Consider the following 18,007-nt stretch of genomic DNA (forward strand, 5'->3'; position numbering starts at 1 on the left):
GCTCTCATTCAGTCCTATTTGTAACGCTACCCTATTTGATCTCGATATCCTGCGCCGCCTTACCTTCGCGATACAAGTCATATGCCTGGGTGAAGGCCGCCTCCAGGTGACGTGTGTAACGTTCGGAATCAAACAATGGATGCGTCGAACGGTTCTCAGCCAGTTTACGACGAATATCTGCCAGCTTTTCCGGATTCAAAGCCAGATCAAGGGCAATTTCTTCGTAATCCGCATCACTTCTGGCCACAAGCTCCGTCATGCCAACTGCATGCAGAAGACTTGCTGCGACGCGCGCAGCAAACTGTTTTCCGGACCGTGTAATGACCGGCAAGCCTGCCCAAAGTGCATCACTGGCCGTCGTATGTGCATTGACGTTAAAGGTATCAAGAAACAGATCGGCATGCTTTTGCCGCGCCAGATGTTCTTTCTCAAGAAGCCTTTGCGCAAAGACCAGGTGGTCCGGGTCAACACCACGCGCCTTTGCCTCGCGGCGCAGGTTGTTCACCGCCCAGTCATTTGAATGAAACAGCCAAAGAACGCTTCCCTCAACCTTGTTGAGCAACCTCATCCAGATATCAAATTCTCGCGGGGTAATTTTGTAATTGCCGTTAAAACAACAAAAAACAAACCCGTCGTCGGGCAATCCGAAGTCCGCGCGGGTCGTCTTTGTATCTGCTATTTCCCGGCAATTGTCATTTGGCTGATAACTGTCGGGCAGATAGATAACCTTTTCCGTGTAACAGTCTTTGTATTCCTGCGGGATGACAACCTTGTCGGCCACGATATAGTCGATGAAATCAGTGCCCAATGTTCCCGGATAACCGACATAGTTCATCTGGACCGGCGCCAGTTTATAGGCAAACACCGCTGTCCTGCCTTGGCGGGTGTACCCCTTCAGTTCAATGGCGATATCCAGATCCTTTTGGCGTGCGCGTTCCACCATTTCCTCATCGGAAACCCCGAACACATTTTCAAAAGAATCCACAAGACCCAGTAGCCGGTATCTCGTTTGACCCTGCTGAACTTGACCATAACTGAACGCATGGATTTCAAACCGATTGCGATCATGATGCTTAAACAGCCCCATCATCAGGGATACGGTCGCATGGTTATGAAAATCGGCAGAAAAATAGCCGATTTTCAACTTGGCCGTTTTCTCTTTCGGTTTTCCAAACACCGGCTGTGGTGGTTTATGGAAATTGGTGCGCGCATATGCCTGTGACCGCTGAAGCTGATGCTTCGGATCATCCTCATAGGACAGCATGGTAAAGGGCTCGATGGCCTGATCTCGCGTACCAATCCGATCCGCAACCCGTTCAAATTCGGTTATTCCCGACCAGTCACATAGAATGGCCTGAATATAAAGCTTCTGGGACAGGGCACTCCAATAATCCGTCCTCATCCTGCAGGCAAAGGCAAAACCCTCCTGCGCTGCGGTAAGCTTGCCTTTGTCAAACAGGACAGTTCCAAGATTGTTATAAGCTTCGGCATATTTTGGATTGGCTTTGACCGCTTGAACAAAATATGCCTCGGCCGCGTCCAGCCTGCCAAGTTTGTAAAGCACACCACCAAGCGTGTTGTAGGCTTCTGCATCATCCGGATTTGCTTTAATCGCCGCAACCAGGGTTTCGCATGCGGCGTCCATCTTACCCTGATGGAAATAGAGCGTGCCAAGATTTGAAAGTGCCTGTGCGAAATCCGGGCGAAGTACGATTGATTTTTTCAAGCTGTCTTCGGCAACATCAAGCAATCCGAGGCGAAAGGCTGATGCCCCTCTGATGTTCCAGGCCATCGCAGCATCAGGGAATTCTTCCACAAGCGCGCCTGCACCCGAAAATGACTGGCTTACCTGCCCTTTCGCGAAAAGACTCACAACTTCTTCAAGTCTTTTCTGCAATGGTCGTCCCTGATCCTGTCTCTGCGCAGTCAGGTCCGCAAGGGCTTTGCGTGCACGTTCGTTTTTCGGGAAAGCATTCAGAAACTCTTGATAAAGCCCGACGGCCTGCCCGACTTCCCCGTCGCGCACCAACTTTTTTGCCCGTCGTGCGACCTGATCAAATGTAAGCTTCAAACCCCGTTCTCCAAACAACCCGCAACATAATTCACCAGCATCCCCCAAACGACGACACACCTCAAATATCTAACCGTTTAAACGACTACGGTTACAATAAAGCTAATTGCTCCGTCCGTCTGGAAACAACTTTTACCACACAAAAAGCCCGGAAAATCTCTGTGATTTTTCAATCGTCATGCCTCGTCGCAAGGTCCATTTTCACCATCAGGTGCAGTCCCCGCACGGTGATTACCCCGGTGTCAGCCCCTAACCTTACGAAACAAAAATATGATCTGGTTCTTTGCCTTCGAAATAACGGTCATATGCCTCAACATATGCTTTTTCCAGATGCTTGGTATAAGTCGCCGAATCAAATAGCGGCGCGCTTAAACGGTTGTCGATCAACTGCTGGCGGATTTGAGCAAGCCGTCCGGGGTTTTCCACCAGATCAATGATCAACGCCTCATATTGCTCTTCGGTTTCTGACACCAGCTCAGGCAATCCAACCGCACAAAGCAGACTTGCCGCAACGCGCGCCGCAAAGCTCTCCCCGGTTTTTGTCACAATTGGCAACCCGGCCCAAAGCGCATCACTCGCTGTTGTGTGCGCATTGACATTAAATGTATCAAGGAACAGATCTGCATGTTTGTGGCGTGCCAGATGCTCGGGCTCTTGTAACCGTTCGGCAAATACGATCCGTTCCCGTGCAATTCCCCTGGCTTCGACCTCGCGCAACAGGTTTTCGCGAACGCCTTCATTGGCGTTCAACAGCCAAAGAACGCTGTCGTCATATTTCGCCAAAAGTCGCATCCAGATATCGAATTCTCTGGGCGTTATCTTGTAATTGCTATTGAAGCAGCAAAACACAAAACCCTTTTCGGGCAGTCCAAAGTCGCTGCGCGTCGTTGTTGTTTCGGGAATGATGCGGTTACGGTCATTGGGCTGATAACTATCTGGAAGATAGATCACTTTTTCGGTGTAAAACTGTCGCAGATTGTCAGGGATGATGACCTTGTCAGCAACGATGTAATCCATGAAATCTGCGCCAAGCGTCCCCGGATAGCCGAGATAGCTGATCTGGATCGGTGCCAAACGATAGGCAAAAAGCCCACTGCGCCCCTGACGGGTAAAGCCCTTCAGATCAACAGCGATATCAATTTTCTGCTGCCTGACGACCGCCACGATCTGCGGATCAGACGCCATCGAAATATCGACAAAGCTGTCAACAAGCTTGCTCAATCGGTCCCGTTTGACACCCTGTTTGACGATCCCATAGCTATAGGCATGAATTTCAAACTTCTCGCGATCATGATGCTCAAGCAATCCGATCATCAGAATAAGCGTCGCATGATCGTGGAAATCGGCTGAAAAATAACCGATTTTGATTTTTTCCGGTCGGGTCACCGGTGGTTCTGGCAACGGCACCGCATTCACGTGACACCGTTTGCGGATCATATTGGCCGCACGCTTTTGCTGGCGTTCTGCATTGTCATCGTATGAAAGCATGGAAAATGGCTCGACGGCATCGCCTTCAATACCGATACGCGGCGCAAGCTTTTCAAAATCGGCAATTCCCGACCAGTCACATAACAGCGCCTGCATATAAAGCTTTTGCGACATGGCGGGCATATTCTCGCCCTGAACCTGTGCAGCAAAACCAAAACTTTGCTGCGCAGCACTGATCTTGCCGCTTTTGAAGAAGGTATTGCCTAGATTATAATAGGCTTCGGCATAGTTCTTGTTGGCCTGTATCGCCCCAACAAAGTATTTCTCCGCCGCGTCAAATTTACCCAATTTGTGGTAAATGCCGCCAATGCTGTTGTATCCCTCGGCATATTGCGGATTGGTTTTGATCGCGTTGGCAAAGGCTTCCAACGCGGCCTGAAGCCTTTCCTGCTGATACAGCAAAACCCCCAGGTTGGCGTGGGCTTGGGTAATTTCCGGTTCCAGTTCGACCGCTTTGCGGAAACTCTGCTCGGCAAGGTCGAATTTCTTAAGGCCAAAGGCCGCCGCGCCGAGCAGATTCCAAACCACGCCAGAATTCGGCACTTCTTTTAACACCGCGTTCGCCGCATCAAATGACGCTTGGATCTGTCCGCTGTCAAACAACCTGCGAACTGCGGTCACTTTCTCCTGCAACGAACCCTTGGCGACTTCCGCTGGCAGCTTAAGCTCGGCAAGTGCCTTTCGCGCGCGTTCATTTTTCGGATAGGATTCCAGGAACTCTTCATAAAGCTTGATCGCCTCGTTCTTGCTTCCCTGACGCTCAAGTGATTTCGCCCGACGCCTGACCTGATCGAATGAAAGCTTCAAGTCCCGTTCCCCGCAACACACAAATTATCAATCAACCTGCCCGATCCCAAACTTGGGACTCCTCGGTCTCATTGTTACGTTCAGGCAGTATTTGTCTTCCATCATCATGAAAAAAGCCCGGATCAACAATCCGGGCTTTGTATTAATTTATGATTTCTGCCTTACGCCAGCTGACCGTGGCAATGCTTGTACTTTTTGCCTGATCCACACGGGCAGGCGGCATTGCGTGCAACACGGCCCCAGGTCGATGGATCGTTCGGATCAACATTACCCGAAGCAGCCCGCGAATGGACCGTTGCGCTGTCACCACCCTCGCCTGCCATGGCTTCGGGTTCCGGGTGATTTTCGTGCATTTCCTGCGGCGCGCGGCGCGGTTCCAGATCTTCCGGGCGGGGCGTCGATTGCAATTCAACATGTGACAGCATCTGGGTCACGCGTTCACGCAATGTCACCAGCATGCCTTCAAACAGGTTGAACGCCTCGCGCTTGAACTCGTTTAACGGATCGCGCTGGCCATAAGCCCGAAGCCCGATGCCCTGACGCAAATGGTCAAGGGCGAGAAGATGCTCTTTCCATGTCTGATCAAGCAGCTGAAGAACCAGGCTCTTTTCAACCTGGCGCATGATATCCGCGCCATAATTGGCAACCTTGGCTGCCATCTTGCTTTCGACCGCCTGCTCGATCCGCTGGCGCATGACTTCGACATCAATGCCTTCTTCCTTGACCCACTCGGCCACCGGAAGATCAAGACCGAACAGACGTGTACATTCTTCATGCAGGCTGGCGGCTTCCCACTGTTCCGGATAAACCTTCTCCGGGCAGTATTTGGTCACAAGGTCCTCGACAACCTCGCTGCGCATATCCGCCACATCTTCGGCAACATTCTTGGCCTGCATCAGATCGCGGCGCTGTTCATAAATGACCTTGCGCTGGTCATTCATCACATCATCGAATTTCAGTACGTTCTTACGAATGTCGAAGTTACGCGCCTCGACCTTCTGCTGTGCCTTTTCAAGCGCCTTGTTGATCCACGGATGATAGATCGCCTCGCCTTCCTGAAGGCCAAGCTTCTGAAGCATCCCGTCCATGCGCTCGGACCCGAAAATACGCATCAGGTCATCTTCAAGCGACAGGAAGAATTTCGATCCCCCCGGGTCACCCTGACGGCCAGAACGACCGCGAAGCTGGTTATCAACGCGGCGCGATTCATGGCGCTCGGTACCGATCACAAACAGGCCACCGGCATCAAGAACCTTCTGCTGATCGGCTTTGACTTCGGCCTTGATCCGCTCGATCCCCTCGGCACGCTTTGCGTCGTCTTCGATATTGGCAAGCTCGATCTCGGCACGCATTTCAACGTTGCCACCAAGCTTGATGTCGGTACCACGACCGGCCATGTTGGTGGCAATCGTGATCGCGCCCGGCGCACCGGCCTGTGCCACGATGAACGCTTCGCGTTCATGCTGCTTGGCGTTCAGGACCTCGTGCGGGACTTTACGTTCTTTCAGCAACGCGCCAAGAATTTCCGACTTTTCAATCGACACCGTGCCGACAAGGGCCGGCTGGCCGCGTTTGTGGCAATCTTCCAGAAGATCGGCAATCGCGTTCCATTTTTCCTTGGCCGTCCGATAAATTTCATCATCGGCGTCTTTACGGGCAATCGGGCGATGGGTCGGGATTTCGACAACCTGAAGATTGTAGATTTCCTCGAATTCCTCGGCCTCGGTCATTGCCGTACCGGTCATGCCCGCAAGGGTCGGATAAAGACGGAAATAGTTCTGGAAGGTGATCGATGCCAGAGTCTGGTTTTCGTTCTGGATCTTGACCTTTTCCTTGGCTTCCAGCGCCTGATGCAAACCGTCCGAATAACGGCGGCCTTCCATCATGCGGCCGGTGAATTCGTCAATGATCACGACCTTGTCATCCTTGACGATGTAATCGGTGTCCTTCTGGAACAGCTTGTGCGCCTTAAGCGCCTGATTGACGTGATGCACCAGATGCACGTTGGCAACGTCATAAAGCGTGCCTTCGGTCAGGATGCCCATCTGCTGCAAAAGCTGCTCGGCATTCTCGGTGCCATCTTCGGTCAGGGTGACGGCACGTGCCTTTTCATCCTTCTCGTAATCGTCCTCGGTCAGTTTCGGGATCAGCGCATCAATCGCGCGATACAACTCCGAACTGTCTTCGGCCGGGCCGGAAATGATCAGCGGCGTCCGTGCTTCGTCAATCAGGATGCTGTCAACCTCATCGACAATGGCAAAGTTGAACGGGCGCTGCACCATGTCTTCAAGGCGGAACTTCATGTTATCGCGCAGATAATCAAAGCCCAGCTCGTTATTGGTCGCATAGGTAATATCGCATGCATAGGCCGCACGACGCTGGTCATCGGTCATGCCATGCATGATCACGCCAACAGAAAGCCCCAGGAAGCCGTAAACCTGCCCCATCCATTCCGCGTCACGACGCGCAAGGTAATCGTTGACCGTCACAACATGGACGCCCTTGCCTTCGATCGCGTTCAGATAAACCGGAAGCGTCGAAACCAGCGTTTTACCTTCACCGGTTTTCATCTCGGCGATCTTGCCAAGTGTCAGAACCATGCCGCCCATCAGCTGCACATCGTAATGACGTTCGCCGCGGACACGCTTGGCAGCCTCGCGAACGGTGGCAAATGCGTCAGGAAGAATATCCTTCAGAGTCTCGCCCTTGGACAGACGTTCGCGCAGCCAATCGGTACGGGCGCGCAGTTCGTCGTCACTAAGCTTCTCGACTTCGGGTTCCAGGGCATTGACTTGCTCGACCGTGGCCCGCAGGGCTTTGACTTCACGATCGTTAGCTGAACCGAAAATTTTCCGGGCAATTACGCCGAGCATTAAAACGTTCCTGAACAAATGAAAAAACAGTTATGGGGCAACGGCTATATACCGAGGCCCGATCACAGATAGAACCCTGTCTGCCATCTGTCAACGGAACGAACCATTATCACTAATGTTAGGGCGGTTATGGCCGCAAAAAGTCCCGACCAAGGGCACGCAGTTATACAACCTTTGCCTGCACACGCAGATGTCACTTTCTTCACGCTTGAGGAAATCACAAAAAACACGTATGATCTGTGTTCAACTTTGAATTTCAGAGCAAGTAGCTCATCTTTTTCGCGATATCTCAGGGCTTGGGTGCCCTGCGCGAAAGAAGCCTCAGGAGGAGGAAATGGTGGATTTCTCCACGCTTAATCCCTTTCGACAGGGACAATCATCCCTGACCGACGCGCGTCAGCCGATTGCCACATCTGGCAGTCAAGCTGGTCAGAATGCAGGCAAAACCGGTGGCAATCCGACCCCGGTTGTTGATCCTGTTGACCTGTCCGAGAATGCGGTTGCCGCACGCAATGCGGATAAAAACCCGTTGCAGGCTGCCGGTTCGAAATCCCTGAAATCCGAACCGATGACCACCGACGAGCTTTTCGCCAAGGCGCTCGACGCCGCCCTTGAGCTGATCAAGGATGACATGGTCGAAATGTTCAAACTGGCCGGAATGGATGACAAGGAAGCCCTTGCCGCGACCAACGCGATGTTCAAGGGAATCCGCGAAATGGCTGCTGATGACGGCCAGATCGATTTCTCCTTCCAGCAGGCCATCGCAAGCCACTCGCGCACCGAAATTTCCTATGCAGGTGCCAATGGTGCGGGTGTCGGCGTTTCCGAGTCCGCGATGATGGCGATGCAGTCTCTTGATATCAACATCAACAGCGACACCGGCGAGTTTTCATTCAATTACGAGGCCTCCAAGATCCAGGTTGTCAGAACCGAAGCCGTTGCCATTGGCAACAGCATGGGGGCGGCGATGGGCGCGCTTGGTACCGTGATGAATGGCCTTGGCGGCGGCAATCTCGTCGATATGCTGGGGAACCCGGCCGGTGCGGGCAATGGCGGTCTTCTGTTTGATATGGAAGGCAGCGGAGTCGCTGACTTCATCCGCGATCTGATGCTTGATACCACCGGGGCCGCACCGGCCGCCGACGGCAAAGAAAATGCAGATGGCACCACCGAAGACGCCAGCATGCAGGAAATTCTCGCCAGCCGCATGGCCAAACTCAATGCCCAGATCATGGAACAGGCAACCCTGGTCGTACGTGGCGTGACCGAAACCATGGCCGAAGACGGTTCTGGTGATCCGATGCTGAAACTGTCGGTCGACATGCTGATGCCGATGGGCCGTTTCGGACAGGATGAAAACGGTGCCACCTTCCAGTTGCCGAACGGCGAAACCGTCTCCGTAATTGACCCAAGCCAGGAACAGGACGTTCTGGCCTGACCATAGCAGCACGGGATGGGGCCGCAGCAATTGCCCCCATCCCGCAGCCCTTCAGGAAGGAGGCGCTGAATGTTTGGACAAATCAATATCTCCAATTCTCCTGCCGATGCGACAGAACGCTATGTCGCGGCGACACCTAATGTCGTCACGAACGTCGTTGACGAAGCCAAAAGCACCGCGCAGCTGGAAGAAGACATCGCCCGGACGCGAAGCATCATCGACAATATCGAGATAAGCCAAGAAGCCAATGAACGATTGAAATCGACCGTCGAAGAATTCGACAAGCCGGTTTTTGAATTTCAAAGCAGCGCACTTGACGTTCTGAACCTGATGAAGCCTGCGCTTAGCGATGCGCAAAAGCGCATGAATAACGAGGCTTTCATCGTTCTTGCGATGATGGGAATCCCCCCGGAAAAGGCACGCGAAATTGCCAATTCCATGACGGGAAACACCCCCGAAGGGCTCGCCGTTTCAAATCTGGATGGCACCAACGCCTCGGTCTCAGCGCAAGAACTGTCTTTAAATGCCACCAACGAAACATCCGTCATATCTGCTGGCGGGATGTCGATCGTTTCACAAAGCTTCAAGCTTGACCTGACCCAGCTCGAAAGCCGTTTCTCAAAGATCAAAGGCAGCGCGAACATCTCGATCTCGGAATTCCGCGCCCAGATCGAAATGATCCGCATTGAAATCACCCAAGTCTATCAGAAAGATCCGCTCATCCTTGATCTTGACGGGGACGGCATCACCACCTCACACGTCAATGATAACAAACAGTTCGACATTGATGGCGATGGAACTATTGATCAAACCGCATGGGTTGGCGGCAATGACGCACTTCTGGCGCTTGATCGCAACGATGATGGCATCATAAATGATGGCACCGAATTGTTTGGCGATCAAAACGGTGCCAAGGACGGCTTTGCCGAACTCGCCAAATATGACGACAACAATGATGGCGTGATAGACAATAAGGACAAGGTCTTTTCCTCTTTGGTCCTGCTGCGTGCTGATGGCAGCCAAAGCTCGCTTGAAAGCGAAGGCATCAAATCGATTTCGCTGACAATGATCACCCCGCTTGATCAGCGTCTGATCGGTGGTGATCTGGTTGCCAAATCACAATTTGAGCGTGATGACGGCACCACCGGCACCGTTGGCGAAGTCTTTTTTGACGTTCGCGCCTGACGGCTATTTCTGGATTCTGGCAGAAACCGGTGGGCAAGGGCGCGAAATCACCCTTGCCCGCGCCATTATATTTTCCGCACTACATCAGCATTTCACATTTTAGCCAGATTGCTTTGAAAAAACCGTGACATCCGAGGGGAACCCTTGTGTGTCACGAGCGGATGTGATTTATCCGTGGGGTGAGGCATGGGGAAAAATCCCCCTTAAATGAAAAGTCTGGAGAAAATATGCTGCGCAAAACCCTACTCGCTGCGTCACTTGCGACCGTCATGTTTGCAAGCCCGGTTATGGCACAGGACGCTGCACCGGCCGAAGACCAGGTTCTTGCAACCGTCAATGGCGAGGAAATCCTGGAATCCGAAGTGCGCGCGACACAAGAGGGCCTGCCCCAACAGTATCGCCAGCTCCCGTTTGAAATGCTCAAGCCGATGCTTGTCGACCGCGAAATCAATCAGCGCCTGCTGATGCTTGCCGGTCAGGATGCGGGTCTTGCCGATGATGAAGAGGTCAAGAATCAGCTCGCAGCTCTTGAGCGCCGCCTCGTTGCCGAAACCTATCTTGAACGCGCAATCGCCGAGAAAGTCACCGACGACGCGATCAAAGCCCATTACGACGAATTCATCAAAACCAACGAGCCAGAGCCGCAGGTTCACGCGCGTCACATCCTTCTGGAAAACGAAGACGACGCCAAAGCCGTGATTGCCGAGCTGGATGACGGTGCCGATTTCGTCGAACTCGCCAAAGAAAAATCAACCGGCCCGTCCGGTCCCAATGGTGGTGATCTTGGCTTCTTCAACAAGGGCGACATGGTCGCACCGTTCGCCGAAGCTGCCTTCGCGATGGAGCCGGGCACATACAGCAAAGAACCGGTTCAGACCCAGTTCGGCTGGCACGTGATCCTGGTTGAAGAGAAAAAAGACGGCGTACAGCCGACCCTGGAAGAAATCCGTCAGCAGATGGAAGCAGAAGTCACCCAGCAGGCCGTTCAGGACCTGATTGAAGAACTTCGATCCGATGCCGAGGTGGTGAACAACACCGAAACCCCGGCCACAGACGACAGCGCAGAAACCCCGAAAAACTAAGCCCCACGGCTTAACCGGTTTCAAAGCTGAGATCCAAAACGGGGTGAGCCGTCCGGCATCGCCCCGTTTTTTTTGTCATCCACCCGTGCCAAATGCGCTACCTTTGGATTAATGGCAGGGTTACGTTCAACGAAGGAAATTGAACAGATGGTTGCGACGTCGCTTTCTCCGCTGGCCCCGGCCAGCTTCCCCGATCTTCCGGCAATTCCCGGTGTCAAACTGCATACCGTGACCCTTGGCATCCGCTACAAGGGCCGCCCCGATGTCCTTCTGGCCGAACTCGAACCGGGCACACAGGTTGCGGGTGTCTTCACCACCTCGACCACGGCATCGGCCGCTGTTCGCTGGGGACGCGAGGCGCTTAAAGGCGGCACCGGCCGGGCATTCTTTGTCAATGCCGGTAACTCGGTTGCCTTCACCGGCAAGGCGGGCGAAAAATTCGTCGCAGACAAGGTCGAAGCCGCCGCAAAGGCGCTGGGCTGCGACAAGACCGAGATTTTCACCGCCTCCACCGGTGTCATCGGGGAGCCGACCACCGCAAACCGCATCACCGATGCCCTGCCCGATCTTCTGGCAAATGACGCTGGCTGGCTTGATGCCGCCAAGGCGATCATGACCACCGACACCTTCCCCAAGGGCGCATCGGCCACCGCCACCATCCACGGTGCCAAGGTCAGCATTGCCGGTTTTGCCAAGGGTTCAGGCATGATCGAACCGAACATGGCAACCATGCTGGGCTTCATCTTTACCGATGCCGCCGTGCCCCATGCCGTGCTGCAATCCCTGCTTGCCGATTGCACCAACCGGTCGTTCAATGCGATCACGGTCGATAGCGATACCTCGACGTCTGATACCGTCCTTCTGGCGGCAACCGGCAAGGCGGGCAATGCCGCCGTCACCGGTATTGATGATCCGGCACTGGCCGGTTTCAAAACCGCGCTTGAAGACGTCATGCGTGATCTTGCCCATCAGGTCGTGCGCGACGGCGAAGGGGCGTCAAAATTCATCACCGTCAATGTCACCGGCGCCATCAGCGAAGCAGAAGCCAAAATCACCGCCAAAGCGATTGCGAACTCTCCGCTGGTCAAAACCGCGATTGCCGGTGAAGACGCCAACTGGGGCCGCATCGTCATGGCGGTTGGCAAATGCGGTGTGCAGGCCGACCCGAACAAACTGACCGTTTCCATCGGTGGCATTGTTCTGGCGAAAAACGGCGAACGCGTCGCCGATTATGACGAAGCCCCGGTCGCAGCCCATATCAAGGGCCAGTATATCGATATCGATGTCGATCTTGGCTTTGGCGATGGCACGGCCACCGTCTGGACCTGCGATCTGACACATGGCTATATCTCGATCAATGCGGATTACCGCAGCTGATCCGCTTGCCAGCCCCCAAAAGATCAAATCCGCCTTTCACCCGAAAGGCGGATTTTTTACAGATACCCCCGACCTTCAAAATCAGGCGTGATCGGGCAAACGCCCATTCAGGGCCGCGGCCACATTGGCTCCGGCAAAATCCACACTGCTCAGGTCCGTTTCACCAAATGCAACGCCGGAAATATTGGCGCGCACCATTTTGACTTCCGCCATCTTTGGCTGGCTGAAACTGGCATTGCGCATATCGGCCTTGGAAAAATCCGCACCGCTCAGATCGGCATACCAGATCACACCTGTTTTTTGCCCATTGCCATCACGTTGTTCAACGGCACCAAACCGCGCGCCCTGGAATATCGCCTTCTGGCAGTTGGCCCCGTTCAACCGCACACCGCTTAATATCGCACTATTGAATTTCGCCAGTTTAAGGTCTGCCCGCCGCAGTGATGCCATGGCAAGAATGGTGTCGACGAACAACGCACCGCGTAAAACGCAATTTTCAAAACATGCCGCCGAAAGATCCAGGCCCGAAAAATCCATCCCCGAAAGGTCACGCCCGGTCGCATCCAACGGCTTGCCCTGTCGTCCACCGGTCGAAAGCCATTCGCTATGTGCATTGACCAGATCGCGAATATCTTCGGGCAAGGGGGCCACTGCCTTGCTGCCAAGGCTGTTGGCCGTATTGGCCTGCGAAAGATCGACACCGTTCAGATCGACATTGCGAAGGTTCGCTCCGCTTAAATCGGTACCGGCCAGAACTGCATTATGAAGCTTCGCCCCCTTGAGGTTGGCGTTCTTCATCTTCGCCCCCGAAAGATTACAGCCCGTTAAATCCGCCCCGGCAAGATTGACGGCAAACATGTTCGCATCACTCAGGTCGGCATCCACCAGACTGGAACCCGACATATTGGCTTCCGAAAGATTGGCCCCCGCCATCATCGACCCTGCCATGTCGGCATTGCCAAGATCGGTGGCCCGTTTGACCCGGCGTTCCCGCCCGGCATCCATCACGATCATCACTCCGGACCGAAGGTCGGCCGCCTTGAGACTGGCGTTTCGCAACTTGGCCCGCGCCATATTCGCCCCGCGCAAATCGGCTCGCTCAAAGCTTGATCCTTCAAGATCGGCTTCGACAAAGTTGGTTCCAAACAGGTCACAGAAATTGAAACTGACATCCTTGATCACGGCCTGAATGAAGTTTGCTCCGGGCAGGATGGCGTCTTCAAGGCTGATCTTGCTCATTTTGATACGCGAAAGGTTCCCGTTGCGAAGCTGCATGCGCTTGCCACCGGGCTGCTTTAAAACATATCGCTGATGCTTTTTGATCGCCTCGATCAGCTCCGGTCGTGACACCATGTGATAGAATCAATCCCCCAGCAACCTGCCCCAACCGCAAAATGCAACGTTACAAAATTAGTATATCCGGGCCGGGCCCGTTATTTTCTGACACTATATGACATCTTGGAATTTGCCGGGCGCTTTCCAACAACCAGCCAACATAAATTGTAAAACAATTATGCTCGCCCGGGGCCTGTTCGATGCGGCATTGATCGACCCTGTATCGCCTGTGCACGACTCGCGGCCCGCCGCCGAAATGCGCCATCACATCCTGAACGTGCAGAATATCTTTTCCTGCAATTTTATTTAAATGTGATCGAGACCTTTGATCTGGCGGACAAAATCACCAAATTCATAGTCAGTTCTCGTGGCATGGACCTATTTTATGAATAATATCCTGTTCGTTGATGATGACGAAAACATCCTGAACGGCCTGCGGCGGCGGTTGCGCGGCATGCGTCCGGACTGGCACATGGTTTTTGCCACCAGTGCGGCTGCCGCCATTGAACTTGCAAGTCACGAAGAATTCGATGTGGTCGTATCGGATATGCGGATGCCAGGTATGGATGGCGCAACGTTGCTGAGCACCCTGCAAAAATCCCATCCACACGCCACCCGCATCATCCTTTCGGGCTTCGCCGAGGAAGAAGCCGTTCTGCGTACCGTCGGGCCAGCCCATCAATATCTTGCCAAACCGTGCGAAGACCTGGTGCTGATCGAAACCATCGAAAACGCGCTTGATTTGCGCAGTCTGCTGACCCGGCCGGAATTGCGGTCCCTCGTTGCCAGCATCGACACACTCAGTTCCCCACCCGATACTTACCTTCGGCTGGTCAAGGCACTCGAAGACCCGAGAATATCCCAGGATCAGATCACCCGGATCGTTTCATCCGATATCGCCCTGACCGCCGAAGTCCTGAAACTGACCAACTCCGCCTATTTCGCCATCGCCCAGAAAATCAGTTCCGTCTCCCATGCCGTACGCATGATCGGGACCGAGACGCTAAAAGCACTGGCCCTTTTTGTTGGCATTTTCCGCGGATTTGATGGCCCCAAAAGCGAAGCCGACAAATTGCTGCGCCTCTGCCATCGCAGCCAGCAGATCGGCGTCACCGCCGCCCTGATTGCCGAATATGAAAAACTGCCGCGCGCCATCTGCCACGCTGTTCCCTCGACCGGCATGCTCAGCCACGTCGGCAGCCTGATCCTTTACGCCAACCGCAATGCCGAAATGGCCAAGGTGATTGATCGGGTCGAACAGGAACATATCCCCATCGAACAGGCCGAAATCGAACAGTTCGGCGCCGGTCATCCGGAAATAGGCGCCTATCTTCTGGGTTTATGGGGCTTCCCCGCCCCGGTGGTACAGGCCGTTGCCTATCACCACCGCCCGATGGATACCCCGCATCGCGAAATGAACGTCCTTACCGCAATTTATGTCGCACAGGACCTCACCCGGCAGGTTGCCGCCGAAGAAACCGGCAAACAGGTCGAAAGCCATATCGACATGGAATATCTGAAAACCATCGGCAAAGCTGACCAGCTTGACGAATGGCGCATGATCGCGCGCGTTGTCGCCGACAAATACAAAACCCTGACCCAGTAAAGATCCGTGGCCATGGAAAAAAGCAAAGTCCTTTTCGTTGATGACGACAAAAACCTGCTGCATGCCCTGCAACGCAAGATGCGCCACAAATACGATTTTGAAATCGCCATTGGCGGGCAGGAAGCCCTGCGTATCCTGATGGAAGACGGTCCCTTTGCCGTCTGCATCGCCGATATGCGGATGCCCGGCATGGACGGTGTGAAACTTCTGACCGAAATCGGGCGCGTCAGTCCCGATACGGTTCGCATGATGCTGACCGGCAATGCCGACCAGCACACCGCCGTCGAGGCCATCAATCGCGGCCATATTTTCCGGTTTTTCAGCAAACCCTGCGATGACGAGGTGCTGGAACAGGGGATCAACGATGCCATCCGCCAATATCATCTGATCACGGCGGAACGCGATCTTCTGGAACAGACACTGGCAGGCAGCGTCAAGGTTCTGACCGATGTTCTCGCCCAGCTTAATCCCCTGATATTCGGCCGGTCCATGCGGGTGAAATCATGGTGCGACATGATTGCGCGCGATATTGGCTATCCCCAGCCGTGGGAACTTGGTCTGGCCGCCCTTCTTGCGCCGATTGGCCTGGTCTCGCTACCACCTGAAACGCTGGCGCGTCTGGCCATGGGCAAGGTTCTGCAACCGCTTGAACGCGACCTTTTGAAACGCACGCCAGAGGTCGGAAAACGACTGATTTCCAATATCCCGCGTTTGAACCATATCGGCGAAATCGTCTATCTTCAGTTCCGCAATTTTGACGGGACGGGCTTCCCCACTGACAACAGTCCGAAGGGTACGGATATTCCTCTTGGCGCGCGCGTGCTGCGTATCCTCAATGACCTTGCCGAAATCAGCACCAGCGACATGCCACTGGCCCAGAATTTCGATGAATTGAAAGAACATTCGCATCGCTACGATCCGGAACTTTTCGGTCAGATTTCCGACCTGCTGGCAATAGTTGACGACTCTTACGATGTCGATATCCATCCCAAGGGCCGCGAACAGGATATCTTGCTGAAATCGCTGCGTGTGCACGACTTCCTGATGACCGATATCGAAACCGTCGATGGTCATGTGCTGCTGACCCACGGCAACCACGTTTCCGAGGTCCAGTTGCAGCGCCTGCGCGTGTTTCAACAGATTCACAAATTCCATGAACCGATCCGCATTCGTCGTGGCGGCATGAAACCTTCGCAAAACGGTTGAAACACGGAAAGCCGGTATGAACGACACACACCACAATGACGAAAACCTCAAGGTCATCCACCCGACCAGCGATTCGGCGGGTACCGACGACTTGCTCGACGCGATTGATCAACTTGATGTCAGCCCCGAAGCCCTGAAACAGATTCATGCTCTTCTGAACGAACAGAAGAAACGCGAAACCGAGTCAAATCAGCGGCTTAAAACCATCCTCAACAGCGTTGTCGAAGGCATTCTGGTCATTGATGGTGCCGGGATGATCTGCGATTGCAACGAGTCCGCACTCAATCTGATGCGGGGCACGATGTCCGATATGCTGGGCCGGTCGGTTGATGCATTGTTTGTCGATCGAAAATCGACCGTGCGTCACAAATTACTCAACCGTTGCATCAATATCAGCAGCGGCACACTACGCTATGATTATACCGAAACCATGGGACAGCGCCTTGATGGCGATACCTTTCCGATGGAAATCACCGTAAGCCCCGCCAATTTCACCGGCGAAATGAGCTACCTTTACATTTTCCGCGATATCACGCGCCGCAAACAGGCCGAAGAATCGCAGCAAAAGCTCGAAGGTGAATTGCGCGAAGCCTTGAAACTCGAAGCCATCGGTCATCTTGCCGGGGGCATTGCCCATGAAATCAATACGCCCAGCCAGTATATCCGCGACAACCTGAAATTCCTCAATGACGGCTATGGGGCGCTGTCGCGCATTCTGGGGCTGGCGCTGCAAACGCTCTGGCAGAATCGCGACCGATTGCCTGAAAACACCTTCAGGAATTTTGCCCAGAAAATGCGCGATGCCGATCTGGAATTCCTGCTTGATGAAATCCCGCACGCCACCCAGCAATCCCTTGACGGCATCAATCAGGTGGCCCGCATTGTGCTGTCGATGAAGGAATTTTCCCATCCGGGCGGGGCGGAAAAAACCGCGACCGATATCAATCGCGTCCTGTCAAACGTCACCGTGATTTCGCGTAACGAATGGAAACATTACGCGCAGCTCGTCGAAAATTACGAACCGGAACTGCCGCATATCCCGTGTCACATCAACGAAATCAACCAGGTATTCCTCAACCTGCTCGTCAATGCCGCCCAGGCGATTGACGCCGCCGGACGCACGCCCGAAGAAGGCGAGATCAGGATCAAAACCACCTTCCTCGATGACAGTGTCCTGATCAGCATTTCCGATAACGGCACGGGCATCGCCAAGGAAAACCGATCCAAAATCTTCAACCCGTTCTTCACCACCAAGGAAGTCGGCAAAGGCACCGGTCAGGGCCTTGCCATCACCCACGACATCGTCCAGGTCAAGCATGGCGGGCGCATCTGGTTTGAAACCGAAATGGGCAAGGGCACAACCTTCCATGTCCTGCTCCCGGCCGAGGATCGGACAGGCAAACCCGATACGGTCAAAAAGGCTCCCGATAAAAAGAAGAAAAATGCCTAGGATCCCGATGTATCGCGACATCTTTGAATATATTGGATTTATCCAAACTGTTTCATAAGTTAGGGTTCGGCTTCTGAAAACCTCATCGG

General features: G+C 53.9%; 11 protein-coding genes. 7 read left to right on the forward strand and 4 right to left on the reverse strand.

The window, feature by feature from the left end:
• Nucleotides 1-31: 31 nt before the first annotated feature.
• The 3 genes from ABIE64_RS04495 to secA form a co-directional block, all read right to left on the reverse strand.
• Nucleotides 32-2,071: an O-linked N-acetylglucosamine transferase, SPINDLY family protein gene (locus tag ABIE64_RS04495; protein ID WP_354376738.1), complete on the reverse strand. Its 2,040-nt coding sequence runs from the start codon at nt 2,069-2,071 to the stop codon at nt 32-34.
• A 255-nt stretch (nt 2,072-2,326) separates the two neighbouring features.
• Complete coding sequence (locus tag ABIE64_RS04500) at nt 2,327-4,366, reverse strand: O-linked N-acetylglucosamine transferase family protein (RefSeq protein ID WP_354376739.1); 2,040 nt, start codon at nt 4,364-4,366, stop codon at nt 2,327-2,329.
• A 161-nt stretch (nt 4,367-4,527) separates the two neighbouring features.
• On the reverse strand, nt 4,528-7,239 hold the full coding sequence (gene secA, locus ABIE64_RS04505; protein ID WP_007091685.1) for a preprotein translocase subunit SecA: 2,712 nt from the start codon (nt 7,237-7,239) through the stop codon (nt 4,528-4,530).
• A gap of 334 nt (nt 7,240-7,573) precedes the next feature.
• Between secA and ABIE64_RS04510 the strand changes: the two genes are divergently transcribed.
• The 4 genes from ABIE64_RS04510 (at nt 7,574) to argJ (ending at nt 12,321) form a co-directional block, all read left to right on the forward strand.
• Nucleotides 7,574-8,677 (forward strand): hypothetical protein, encoded by a 1,104-nt coding sequence (locus ABIE64_RS04510; RefSeq protein ID WP_354376740.1) that lies wholly within the window; start codon nt 7,574-7,576, stop codon nt 8,675-8,677.
• A gap of 69 nt (nt 8,678-8,746) precedes the next feature.
• Entirely contained in the window at nt 8,747-9,862 is a 1,116-nt protein-coding gene (locus ABIE64_RS04515) for an SPM autocatalytic domain-containing protein (RefSeq protein WP_354376741.1), read from the forward strand.
• Between the two features lie 227 nt (nt 9,863-10,089).
• Nucleotides 10,090-10,944, forward strand: coding sequence for a peptidylprolyl isomerase (locus ABIE64_RS04520; RefSeq protein WP_114093504.1), 855 nt, complete (start codon nt 10,090-10,092; stop codon nt 10,942-10,944).
• 147 nt (nt 10,945-11,091) lie between these two features.
• The gene (argJ, locus tag ABIE64_RS04525; RefSeq protein WP_341364974.1) at nt 11,092-12,321 is read left to right on the forward strand and encodes a bifunctional glutamate N-acetyltransferase/amino-acid acetyltransferase ArgJ; all 1,230 of its coding nucleotides are present in this window, start codon (nt 11,092-11,094) and stop codon (nt 12,319-12,321) included.
• 81 nt (nt 12,322-12,402) lie between these two features.
• On the opposite strand, the gene ABIE64_RS04530 is transcribed toward argJ, so the two are convergent.
• Nucleotides 12,403-13,674, reverse strand: coding sequence for a pentapeptide repeat-containing protein (locus ABIE64_RS04530; protein ID WP_354376742.1), 1,272 nt, complete (start codon nt 13,672-13,674; stop codon nt 12,403-12,405).
• 367 nt (nt 13,675-14,041) lie between these two features.
• On the opposite strand from ABIE64_RS04530, the gene ABIE64_RS04535 reads away from it, so the two are divergent.
• From ABIE64_RS04535 to ABIE64_RS04545, 3 genes are read left to right on the forward strand one after another with little or no spacing between them, the layout of a single operon-like run.
• The gene (locus tag ABIE64_RS04535; RefSeq protein ID WP_037987020.1) at nt 14,042-15,262 is read left to right on the forward strand and encodes a response regulator; all 1,221 of its coding nucleotides are present in this window, start codon (nt 14,042-14,044) and stop codon (nt 15,260-15,262) included.
• Nucleotides 15,263-15,274: 12 nt separating this feature from the next.
• Nucleotides 15,275-16,468 carry an HD domain-containing phosphohydrolase gene (locus tag ABIE64_RS04540; RefSeq protein WP_037987017.1) on the forward strand — a complete coding sequence of 398 codons (1,194 nt, stop codon included), beginning with the start codon at nt 15,275-15,277 and terminating at the stop codon, nt 16,466-16,468.
• Nucleotides 16,469-16,484: 16 nt separating this feature from the next.
• Nucleotides 16,485-17,918, forward strand: a complete 1,434-nt coding sequence (locus tag ABIE64_RS04545) for a two-component system sensor histidine kinase NtrB (protein WP_354376743.1) — start codon at nt 16,485-16,487, stop codon at nt 17,916-17,918.
• The last annotated feature ends 89 nt before the right edge of the window (nt 17,919-18,007 follow it).

It is taken from the genome of Thalassospira sp. MBR-102, from assembly GCF_040549275.1.
GTDB classification, from domain to species: Bacteria; Pseudomonadota; Alphaproteobacteria; order Rhodospirillales; family Thalassospiraceae; genus Thalassospira; species Thalassospira xiamenensis.

Bases quoted from the DNA above. Each gene is read 5' to 3' on its own strand.
- secA (WP_007091685.1), bottom strand. From the start codon at position 7,239: ATGCTCGGCGTAATTGCCCGGAAAATTTTCGGTTCAGCTAACGATCGT.
- ABIE64_RS04510 (WP_354376740.1), top strand. From the start codon at position 7,574: ATGGTGGATTTCTCCACGCTTAATCCCTTTCGACAGGGACAATCATCC.
- ABIE64_RS04515 (WP_354376741.1), top strand. From the start codon at position 8,747: ATGTTTGGACAAATCAATATCTCCAATTCTCCTGCCGATGCGACAGAA.
- ABIE64_RS04520 (WP_114093504.1), top strand. From the start codon at position 10,090: ATGCTGCGCAAAACCCTACTCGCTGCGTCACTTGCGACCGTCATGTTT.
- argJ (WP_341364974.1), top strand. From the start codon at position 11,092: ATGGTTGCGACGTCGCTTTCTCCGCTGGCCCCGGCCAGCTTCCCCGAT.
- ABIE64_RS04530 (WP_354376742.1), bottom strand. From the start codon at position 13,674: ATGGTGTCACGACCGGAGCTGATCGAGGCGATCAAAAAGCATCAGCGA.
- ABIE64_RS04535 (WP_037987020.1), top strand. From the start codon at position 14,042: ATGAATAATATCCTGTTCGTTGATGATGACGAAAACATCCTGAACGGC.
- ABIE64_RS04540 (WP_037987017.1), top strand. From the start codon at position 15,275: ATGGAAAAAAGCAAAGTCCTTTTCGTTGATGACGACAAAAACCTGCTG.
- ABIE64_RS04545 (WP_354376743.1), top strand. From the start codon at position 16,485: ATGAACGACACACACCACAATGACGAAAACCTCAAGGTCATCCACCCG.